10 protein-coding genes are annotated in these 10239 nt (G+C 42.3%); 3 read left to right on the forward strand and 7 right to left on the reverse strand.

The window, feature by feature from the left end; genetic code table 11:
* Positions 1 to 44: 44 nt before the first annotated feature.
* The 3 genes from CL667_16025 to CL667_16035 form a co-directional block, all read right to left on the reverse strand.
* A complete protein-coding gene (locus tag CL667_16025; GenBank protein ID MAL19207.1) occupies positions 45 to 221 on the reverse strand; it encodes a histone H1 in 177 nt (58 codons plus the stop codon).
* Positions 222 to 361: 140 nt separating this feature from the next.
* Positions 362 to 1654, reverse strand: coding sequence for an MFS transporter (locus CL667_16030; protein ID MAL19208.1), 1293 nt, complete (start codon positions 1652 to 1654; stop codon positions 362 to 364).
* Positions 1655 to 1815: 161 nt separating this feature from the next.
* Positions 1816 to 3501 (reverse strand): hypothetical protein, encoded by a 1686-nt coding sequence (locus CL667_16035; protein ID MAL19209.1) that lies wholly within the window; start codon positions 3499 to 3501, stop codon positions 1816 to 1818.
* A gap of 163 nt (positions 3502 to 3664) precedes the next feature.
* Between CL667_16035 and CL667_16040 the strand changes: the two genes are divergently transcribed.
* Positions 3665 to 4648, forward strand: a complete 984-nt coding sequence (locus CL667_16040; protein MAL19210.1) for an endonuclease/exonuclease/phosphatase — start codon at positions 3665 to 3667, stop codon at positions 4646 to 4648.
* Between the two features lie 9 nt (positions 4649 to 4657).
* Here the strand turns inward: CL667_16040 and hemG are convergent, their stop codons facing one another.
* Complete coding sequence (hemG, locus tag CL667_16045) at positions 4658 to 6004, reverse strand: protoporphyrinogen oxidase (GenBank protein ID MAL19211.1); 1347 nt, start codon at positions 6002 to 6004, stop codon at positions 4658 to 4660.
* 14 nt (positions 6005 to 6018) lie between these two features.
* Positions 6019 to 7080, reverse strand: a complete 1062-nt coding sequence (locus CL667_16050; protein ID MAL19212.1) for a ferrochelatase — start codon at positions 7078 to 7080, stop codon at positions 6019 to 6021.
* Between the two features lie 63 nt (positions 7081 to 7143).
* Between CL667_16050 and CL667_16055 the strand changes: the two genes are divergently transcribed.
* Complete coding sequence (locus CL667_16055) at positions 7144 to 7956, forward strand: hypothetical protein (GenBank protein MAL19213.1); 813 nt, start codon at positions 7144 to 7146, stop codon at positions 7954 to 7956.
* Here the strand turns inward: CL667_16055 and CL667_16060 are convergent.
* Entirely contained in the window at positions 7953 to 8321 is a 369-nt protein-coding gene (locus tag CL667_16060; GenBank protein MAL19214.1) for a carboxymuconolactone decarboxylase family protein, read from the reverse strand. The genes CL667_16055 and CL667_16060 overlap by 4 nt on opposite strands.
* A gap of 217 nt (positions 8322 to 8538) precedes the next feature.
* On the opposite strand from CL667_16060, the gene CL667_16065 reads away from it, so the two are divergent.
* Positions 8539 to 10041 carry a hypothetical protein gene (locus tag CL667_16065; protein MAL19215.1) on the forward strand — a complete coding sequence of 501 codons (1503 nt, stop codon included), beginning with the start codon at positions 8539 to 8541 and terminating at the stop codon, positions 10039 to 10041.
* A gap of 3 nt (positions 10042 to 10044) precedes the next feature.
* On the opposite strand, the gene CL667_16070 is transcribed toward CL667_16065, so the two are convergent.
* Positions 10045 to 10239: hypothetical protein (locus CL667_16070; GenBank protein MAL19216.1), on the reverse strand; the 195-nt coding region annotated here is incomplete at its 5' end.

A 10239-nucleotide genomic window follows, 5' to 3' on the forward strand; every position in this document is an offset into this window, starting at 1 on the left:
AAGCCACACAATGGTGGCTTTTTTTGAAAAGGCTGTGCAGGAAACTACATAGCGTTTTTCTTTTCCTGAATTTCTTGGCGAATTTCGTGAGAAAGCTTCTTAAGGGTCATCAAGTGCTTGCGTGCACGTGTACCAGCAGCTTTATTTCCTTTCTCATAAAATTTACCCATTTCAACCTGTAGTTCTTCTACTAAGTTGTTTATATCGTCCATTCTACTCATGTGTTGTACTCCTTGTAATTTTATTTCGGTTAACGGTATTTATGAATTCTAAATACCTATCTATTAAAATCTACTGTGTACTAAACAGTAATAAAATCTGTCCTAATTTAATAAATAAGTGACTAAATACATTGTTTTCTTTAGTTCTGAGTTATAGGGACTTCTTCCCGACTTGTTCCCTTTATATCATCCACACCAAACATGAGGACAAGGCCAACAATAAGAAGCAGTAATATGGCGCTCATTCCCCACCGTTGATTGTCCATAAAAAGGGTAATCCAACCCACCATTATAGGACCTGCAAATGTGGTGACTTTCCCGGATAAGGCAAATAACCCAAACATCTGATTTCTTTTGTCTTGCGGAGCCAACCTCCCCATAAAAGTCCTACTTGAAGACTGCACGGGCCCTACAAAGATTCCAAGTAATAATCCCCAGATCCAAAACCAGAGTTCTTGCTGTACAAACAGAACGGCTATTACGGGTATTATCAAACCCACTAATGACCACACTATAGTATTTCTACTTCCGGTGATATCATCCAGCCAAGCAAAACCGAATGCACCGATGCCTGCGGTTACATTGAGAGCGATTCCGAACATAAAAATCTGCCCTGTATCGAAACCAAAAGTCCCGGCAGCATAAACACCGCCCATCGCAAAGATTGTTGCTAACCCATCGTTGTAGAATAAACGGGCTAATAAAAACTTCCAGATATTCGGTTCATCCTTCAGCATTGCAAGACCATTCTTCAATTCTTTCATGCCATCTGAAACCGCCTTCTTCATTGTTTTATTTTTTGAAGGAGTATCCGGTGTATACAAAAACATGGGCAGGCTAAATATAGCATACCAAATTCCGGTAAACAGAAAGGTGATGCGGACATTCTGTAGTGCCCCTTCATCAAGTCCTAAAAGAAGGGCTCCATTTTCAACAAATCCGAAATACCCTATGATTAAACAAAATAAGCCACCTGCGTATCCCATTGCCCATCCCCAGCCCGACCATTTCCCAATAGTTTCGCTGGTTGTTAAATCCGGGAGCATGGCGTTATAAAAGATAAAAGAAAGCTCAGCACCTAAGGTTGCTACAAAAGCCATAATCAAGGCAAACCAGACGAAATCAGTACTTGGTTCAGCAAACCATAAAGCACTGCAGCTAATAACACAGAGTGTGGTGAAAAAGACAATCCACGGTTTACGGCGACCACCTTCATCTGCAATAGATCCCAAAAATGGAGCTGTAAAAGCAATCACAAAACCCGCTAACCCAATCATGTTCCCCCACAAAGCGGTTCCCATAGTTTCGTTCTCCGCAATAGACTGAGCAAAGTAGGCGGCAAATACAAATGTTTGAATCATGACGAAATAGGCTGAATTGGCCCAATCATACATGGCCCAGGCGAATAGTCCTTTAGTGGAGTTTTTAGGCATGGAATTTAATTAGTGGAGGATGTGTGTGTTCGAATATCGGTTTTGACGGCGGGAAAGCAAAATTAAATGATATTTGACCCCAAAACAGAAAACCCCGTATCCACGCGGGGTTTCCTTAAGGTTACCATGTCTGAATTGACAGCCTTTTATTTGAAAGTGATTTATTCAGCTGTTGCTATCGCCCACACTTTCTGATAACCAAATTCTTCTTGTTCTGCTGAAAGTTCGGCCAGGCTTTGTTTAATGAGTTTCATAATCACATCTTTCTGCCCGATCCTGTTCAACGCATTCAAGTCAGAAAATTCGGATTCGCTAAATGGAACGCCAGGACCCTGAATGCTTCCCGAAAACCACACATTAGAGGAGCCATCAAAACCTTGATTTTGACCTGTAACCCGGTAGCTCACATTAGGCAACAATACGATAGTGTTGTCTTTTCCACCGGCCACCTGGTAGTTAATAACAACGTCCATGAACGCATCCATATTCATATCCCGCATTAACCTTGCTGAAGTTCCATCATCAGCTATAAGTGCTGTTGTTCGGTCTCCTATGATTTCGCCAAGTTTAGTGGGGATCAGCCTCTTTGTATCGCGGAGATTTTTGGCGATGTATTCTTTGGTGTTTTGATCTTCCGGAGTGTAAAACCCATCATAAATTGCATTTCCCGTAATCTGATCTACATCCACAACAGAAGCTTCATAGTCGTTTGTAAGCATTTCGTTCAGATCAGTGTAGATATTCTCTAAAAACTGATTCCAATATTCGTCATCCAGTTCAGGGAATTGAAAGGTCGTTGTGGTCGTAGTAATTTCTGTATATCCAGTTAAATAGTTATCCCTTTCTGATGTCTCCACTTCTTTCTTGTACAAAGTGCCTGATACACTCAAAGAAGAAATACCAATTCGATTTATGTCAGTTCCTAAAGGACGGGCATACCATGCATTTGAGGAATTAGCTGTATAGCTAAACGTCCCGGAGTTTTCTTTTGATTCTCCCTTTACCTGCACCCACGAACGCCCTTCTGTTTCTCCTGTAACATTAACCGGTACGGTATCAAATGATCTGCTTTCTCTTTTGAAATATGGGAATGGCTGACCACTTCCTGACCGATCATATTCTATCAGCGCAACCTGTAGGTGATTAACCCCCGTCACCCATTTTGTCACATCTTTACCTGTTGGTCCACCGCCTGTGATATGTTTATGCCTGAACGCCTCGGCCGGAACCGTAATTTTATTATTAATGATGACAGATTGAAAGTTTGCAAATCCTTTTGCCCCTACCGCACTCGTAATCATCGACACTAGTACTCTTTTACCTTCCGCTTCCGGATCATACTCTAATTCTATTTCCAGTGGCTCAGATAGATCCACCGATACCATTTCCGTTTCACCATTTACACTTTTGATAGAAATGGCGGGAGCGGCTTCTATTTCAAACTCTGTTTCTTCACCATTCACGCTAACTATTTTAACTGTTTTGGGTGATCGGTCACTATTATCAAACCGAGCATAGTAGGCTCCTCCCCCATAGCTTTTGGCTTCCATACCATCAACGGTAACAGTGCCATCTAAAGCAATCACCCCAACAGCACCTTCGGGTTTTACCAATTGCACTCCAACAAGATTTTCACCTTCCTCCCAATCTTCTGTTCCCAGTGTGGTTATTCCGACATCCGTTGATGCTACATTAGATTGGTAGTTTCCGATGACAGCGATGTTACTCAGGTTAGCTTCTTTCTTAGTCATTAACTTCAAAGCCACCTTTCCAATCTGTTGTTGAACAGTAGCACATGAACCTAAAACTAAAGCCAGTGCAAGCAGATATATTACTTTATAGCGCATTTCTTGATACCCTTTTTTGATTTTCTTTGAGTATCAAAATTGCAGGTTTTGTCAGCTATTCTATATCACCCGAAATAGGTATTTTTCTTTTTTGAATGAACCAAAATCCTATCAATCTTTAAAGTTAGGTAATAATAAAACCTCTACATTTCATTCAAAAAAAATGCGCACTTTAATCCTTCTATTCAGTCTTCTCCTCCTATCAAATTGCACGACTCACCAGCAAGGCCGAGTTGATTCTGAAAATTACACCGAGTCATTAGCTACACCGGTTTGGTACAATCCCGCAAATTTTGACACCGTCAAAGTACTCTCCTGGAACGTGGAGCATTTTGTTGATGATATAGACAACCCTTATATCGATAATGGCCGTGAAAATAACCCGCCTGAAAATATGTCCGAGCGCCGGAAGTTGTTCGCTGAAATCATCAAAAAGGCCGATGCAGATATTGTAGTGCTTCAGGAATTTGAAAGTGACAGCTATGCCCAGAAGCTTGCGGAAGAATCTTTCCCGGAAATGGGTTATCAGGTTTTTGCCGGGCACGAAAGTAATGACTGGTACATGAATGTGGTGGTGATGAGCCGTATTCCATTGGGGCTTATTCATAGCTATGCCACAACAAACACTCCAATAGTTGGTCAGACTGATGATGAAGGCAATCCAACTTCTCAAGCTTTTACTAATAACCGAATGTGGACTACCGAAGTAATAGTTAATCCAGACTATCAGTTTTCATTAACCGGAGTTCACCTCAAAGCCGGCCGGGGCGAGCGAAACGAAAACTGGAGGCTTGGACAGATCAACCTCCTTCGATCTCATTACAAACAATTACTCAGCTTAAATCCGGATCAGAATATCTTAACGGTTGGCGATTTCAACAGCACGCCGGACAGTGATGAATTTAAGGCTTTTTTAGGAGCTGGAACCGACGTTGAGTTTATGGACCCACTTGCAGGAACCAATGTGTTTTCTCACCCCGCCGACTCTGCTTTCTGGAGAATCGACCACATTTTACCCAACACCAACATGAGCTCTGAGATAATCAGTGATACCGTTTTGGTTAATTACTTTTTCTCTCCTGATTCGATGGAAGTAGCAGCTGATCATCTGCCAATGTCAGTTGAGATAATAGCTCGAGATCAGTAGCATCTCTTATCAGGCAAGGGAGCGAATAATACCGTTTGCTCCCGATATACAATCGGGTACCGAGACTCCCCATCGGTAATTTCCTCCGAAGTAAAAGCCCGGATATTCTTGTTCAAACCCGCTCAACGTCTCTTTTATACCTTCATAACCTACATTCATTTGGGGAATAGCCTTAGGCCATAATCGGGACTTTATCATCGATGGTTGCTCTTCTATTCCCATTAAATTTGAAAACTCCGCAAGGATTTCCTGTTCGATTTCCCCTACAGGATCTGATATTACATTCCGGTCGTGAGCTCCACCGGTCATCAAGGTAAAGTGATGAAGGTTCTCACCAGAAAGCTCCGGGAATATGCTTGATTTCCAAATTGCCCCTAATAGACGAAGGTTTTCTTTTCGTGGTACCAAAAAGCCAAAACCATTCTTTTGCATATCAACCTGACCCTTCTCAAAAAGAACCTGAGTTGATAACATTGGGGCATAATCGATATCGGTAAGCAATGCAGATACTTCCGGTGCAAAACCTTCCAGTATCCGTCCCAGGCTGAATGCAGGCACACAGGAGATAACCTTCTGTGCTTCATAGGCCCTCTCTTCGGTGGTGATTTTATAACCGGATGACAGCTTCTGTACACTGAGCACTTCATCGTATATGATATGTTCTGAAAGCTTTTCTGTGATAGCATCCGTCAGCTGCTGTATGCCTTTTCGGAATGAAAGCACCATGGGCTTTACCGACTTCTTTTCCTTTTTAGACCGAAGAGCTCCCCAAACCAAAGAACCATATTGCTGCTCATATCTAGCGAGTTCAGGCAATACTGTCTTTTTACTCATCTGATAGATATCTCCGGCATATATCCCGGAGAAAACCGGATCTGCTAAATAGCTTACTGCTTCTTTTCCGAGTCTCCGCTCAAGAAACTCGCCTACACTTTCGTCTCCATCTAAATCCTCTTTTCCTGAAATAAAAGGTTCAGCCAACGCCCTCAACTTCCCTTTGCCCGACACAATTTTGGTGGCAAATAGAGATCCTAAGCTAGGCGAAAGTCTCTGGAGTTTAGCATCTCTGACAATAAATCTTGTTTTGAAAGCTTCGGAGATTTGAATCACATCATCCAAAATGCTCAACTCTTTTGCCAGTTGCCTTATCTCCCCATTTCGGTCTCGGAGGGAATTGGGCCCGAAATCCAATTGCGAATTGTGAAGTTCTACAGTAGATATCTTACCACCCGTTTCCGGCTCTTTTTCGAAAAGCTTGAATGGTATCCCGACCTTATGCAGAAACCAAGCTGTTGATAATCCGGAAATCCCTCCACCTATAACGAGTACTTCTTCTCCGAAATTAAACTTGTTCATGCAAAACCTGTAATCTAAGCTGCTTCTACCTTGGCTTTAATTTGTTCTGAGCACCAACTTTCAAGCGCATCAATCCAAAGGTCATCATCATTTACACAGGGAATGAGAATCAAATCTTCTCCCCCGGCTTCGATAAAATCTTCCTTACCTCGAATACCAATTTCTTCGAGCGTTTCAATGCAATCAGAAATAAAGGCTGGACAACAAACCGCTATCTTTTTCACACCTTCTTCGGCCAATCGTTCAAGTTCGTTATCTGTGGCAGGAGTAAGCCAGGGATCAATCCCTAACTTGGACTGAAACGCAAAACTGTAGTTAAAGTCTTTGCTATCCAGGTCTAAGTACTTGGCTACATTTTGAGTGGTCTTTACATCCTGGTGTCGATAGCAAAATGTATGAGCCGGTGAATTCACGTTACAACAGTCTTCACATTTCAGGCAATGATCGCCGGTGATATCTCTTTTCTTAATATGCCGCTCAGGCACGCCATGGTAGGAAAACATCAAGTGATCGATATCATGTTCTTCGATGTAAGGACGGATACTTTCCCCGAGTGCTTTCACATAGAGCGGGTCGTCATAAAATGCATCTTTCGTAATCATCTCCAGGTGAGGATATTTTTTCTGCCATACTTCTTTGGCATCCTCAATCACAGTCTCGGTGGTGGCCATTGCATATTGTGGATATAGAGGCACCATGAACACTTTTTCGAGGTTTGGATTTTTCTCCATCAGCTCATCAAAACCCGCTTCAATAGATGGGTTTCCATACCTCATCCCCATCGCAATAGGTACATCATCACCTAAACGCTTTTGGAGCTTATCAACCACGCGCTGTGTGATTACGATAAGCGGTGAGCCTTCATCCCACCAAATTAGTTCATAAGCTTCCGCCGATTCTTTAGGCCTGATCGGTAAAATGATTCCCTCAACCACAGCTTTGCGAATCGGAGTTGGGAAGTCAATCACTCGTTTATCACTTAAAAATTCCCTAAGATAAACTTTAAGATCAGCCGGTTCATAGCTATCCGGAGATCCAAGGTTCACCAATAATATTCCTGTATTAGATTGTGCCATGCCTGATTTTAGTATATGTTTGATGTACAGTTACGCAATAACTTTATTTAATGTGAAGAAAGTATGAATTCTAAGAAAAACAGCTCTGTACTTATTGTCGGTTGTGGTTGGTTAGGAAAAAAACTCGGTCAAGATCTCCTTAAAAAGGATTACTTAGTGTTCGGAACTACCCGCTCATCATCCAATTTTTCTGATCTTGATGAACTTTCCATCAAACCGGTGAAGATGGAGCTGCCCGTAAAATCACTTTCTGATATTCGACCGCCAAATGTTGATTCGGTTATTATTTCCATCTCACCCGGCAGGGGTGAAGATCGCAGTCAATACCCAAAAGCGATCGGTCAACTTTCTCAGGTACTGGCTGACAGAAACGTACAGATCGTTATGTATAGTTCCACCTCAGTATATGGAGATGCAAAAAATGAAGTTATTGAATCTGACTCCAAACCCGACAGCAAAAATGATAATGCAATTATAGCTGCTGAAGGTGCTTTACTAGACCATTGCCCGGACGCTGTCATTCTTCGATTATGCGGATTATATGGCGAAGATCGCCACCCAGCGAAATACATGGCAGGACGTAAAGATATCTCTGACGGTGATGCTCCGGTTAACCTCATTCACCGGGATGATGTTATTCAGATAACTGAGAAGGTTATTGAGGCGAATACAAAAGGCGAAATTTTCAACGTTTGTACGGATTGCCATCCAACTCGAGAACAAGTTTATACAAAAATGACTGAACGCCTGGAGCTAAAGAAACCTACTTTTGAATCAGGTGGTGAAGACGGCAAATCAGTTTCATCACAAAAACTCAGGGATCAGTTTAAAGTTAAATTCCTTCATCCCGATCCGGAAGAGTTTATGGCTGATTAGTTCGCTTCCAGAACTCCCTCTTCTTCCAGAAAATCAAGTGTATCTACGGCATGGCGCAGATGCGGAATCACGATGCTGCCACCTACAATCAAAGCTACGTTCATCGCATCGATGATTTCTTCTTTTGTAGAACCCGTTTTAGCACATTGTTCTAAGTGATAATCAATACAATCATTGCAGCGAAGAACAGTTGAGGCTACCAGGCCAAGCAACTCTTTGGTCTGAGTGGGCAGGGCTCCATCCCGATAGGTATTCGTATCCATATTGAAAAAGCGTTTGATGCCCAGGTGATCCAGGCCCATCACTTTTTCATTTTGTGCGCTTCTTTTTTCTCTGAATAATTGAAGTCGGTTTTTCTCTGACATACTCTTTTGTTTTATTTGGGCATTAGTTCTCCATACAAAATAGGCAGGGTTTAGCTCCGATACTTATCAAATTTCAAGGGTTGTTTGTAGTTTTGAGTAGTGAGTAGTGAGTAGTGAGATATGAGTCTACTCACTACTCATATCTCACTACTCCCATTTCTATTCACCCATCACTTAACTATCTTTTTATGCTTTCAAGATTTAGCAGCAAAAATTAATGTTCTGGAATAAAAAAGAAGCAAAGCACAAACTAGTGGTTATTGGAGATAGCCTTTCTCAAGGCTTCAACAATGGGGGTATTTACCGTACCGATGTCAACTTCCCCTCTTTTGTACACCGGTGCTTTGATCCCAAACCGGATTTTGATCAGCCCTCATTTACAGCCCAAGCAGGTATTCCTTTAAATCTTGAAGTGCTTGTTCGTGGACTTTCGGAAGAATTTGGTGATGAAATAACCTGGGATGAATTTTTACCGGCTGCATCGCATATGGTAAAAACGCTGAAGCGCATCAAAAAATACTGGGAAGGCGGCTTGAAGGATTTAGCCATCCCCCGTGATCATCCCTATCACAACCAATCTGTTTGGGGCTTTAACATCAGTGATTCCTGGGTGGTAAACGAGCAAAACAGCCGGCACCACATTCAAACCAACCCGGAAAAGTTCACCGTTTTTGATATGCTCCCGGAACATGCCAAGTTCACCACGGCGCGGCTCGTTCTAAACCCTTCGTTTAAGTCGGAATTTGAGACTCGATCTCAATTTAATAACGCAGAAACACTCGCTAAAGATGGTGGTATTGAAAACCTGATTGTTTGTCTTGGTCACAACAACATGATTGCCGCGATTACAGATCTTAAAGTAATTTGGACTGAAGACGATAACCTTGAAGTATTTCCCGGGCAACGAAAACACACCGCTTACCGCCCCGAGCATTTTGAAAACCAATATCGCAAGCTGGCTGAAAGAGTTTCTAAACTAGATGCTAAGAGAGTTTTCGTCCCCACTCTCCCCTATGTTACCATTCCACCCGTTTGCCGTGGGGTGAATTCGGATCTATCCAGTAAACGCCTGGGCTATTTTGATTACTATACCCGCTTCTGGATTTGGGATGAGGATTTCGATCCCGACAAGCATCCCCATTTGACAAAAGATCAGGCCATTCAGCTGGATTTGGCTATGGACGAGTACAATGAAATCATTAAGAAGCTTGCCAGTGAATATGGCTGGACGGTCGTTCCAATGGCTAAAAATGTGGCTGGTCTGGCTCGTCGCCGTTTAGGTGGTGAATTAGTACGAGACCTTCCTAAAGGATTGGCTGATGCTCTGCGAAAGCAAGAATCGACTGCTCATTTAGTAGATGATAATAACGAGATAAATTTAACAACCGACTTCCTCCGCCTCGACGATAATGGTAAGTTGTACAAGGGAGGTATATTCAGCCTCGATGGCCTTCACCCTACTACCATCGGGTATGGGCTGATGGCAAACGTATATTTAAAAACCATGGCCAAGGCCGGCGTTAAATTTCAGCGCTCTATTGATTGGGATGAAGTGGTCAGAGAAGATACTCTGATTAGCAATCCTCCAAAGTTATTGGGAGAATTGCGCTACGTCCTTCGTTTACTCGCAATGGGTAATCAAGAGCGTTTCTATAATTTTGGGAAAAATATACTTGGCCAAGCCATGGATTTAGTTTCACCCCGAAAATCAGATAACTAAACCTTATCCAATTTTCAGGTTCTCAACAAAGTTATTGAAATCCTCTTTGAATGATTCCATGCTTTCAGAAAAGGACTCTCTGGTCTTTTCCCAGTTCTCTTCTGTTGAGTCTTCAAGCTTATCAATTTGCTTTTCGAGTTCAGATCGTTCGCCTTTCAAATCTGCCCATTTTTCTTTGGTTTCTTCTTTTAGATCTGA

Origin of the sequence: Balneola sp., from assembly GCA_002694685.1 — a bacterium.
GTDB lineage: Bacteria > Bacteroidota > Rhodothermia > Balneolales > Balneolaceae > Gracilimonas.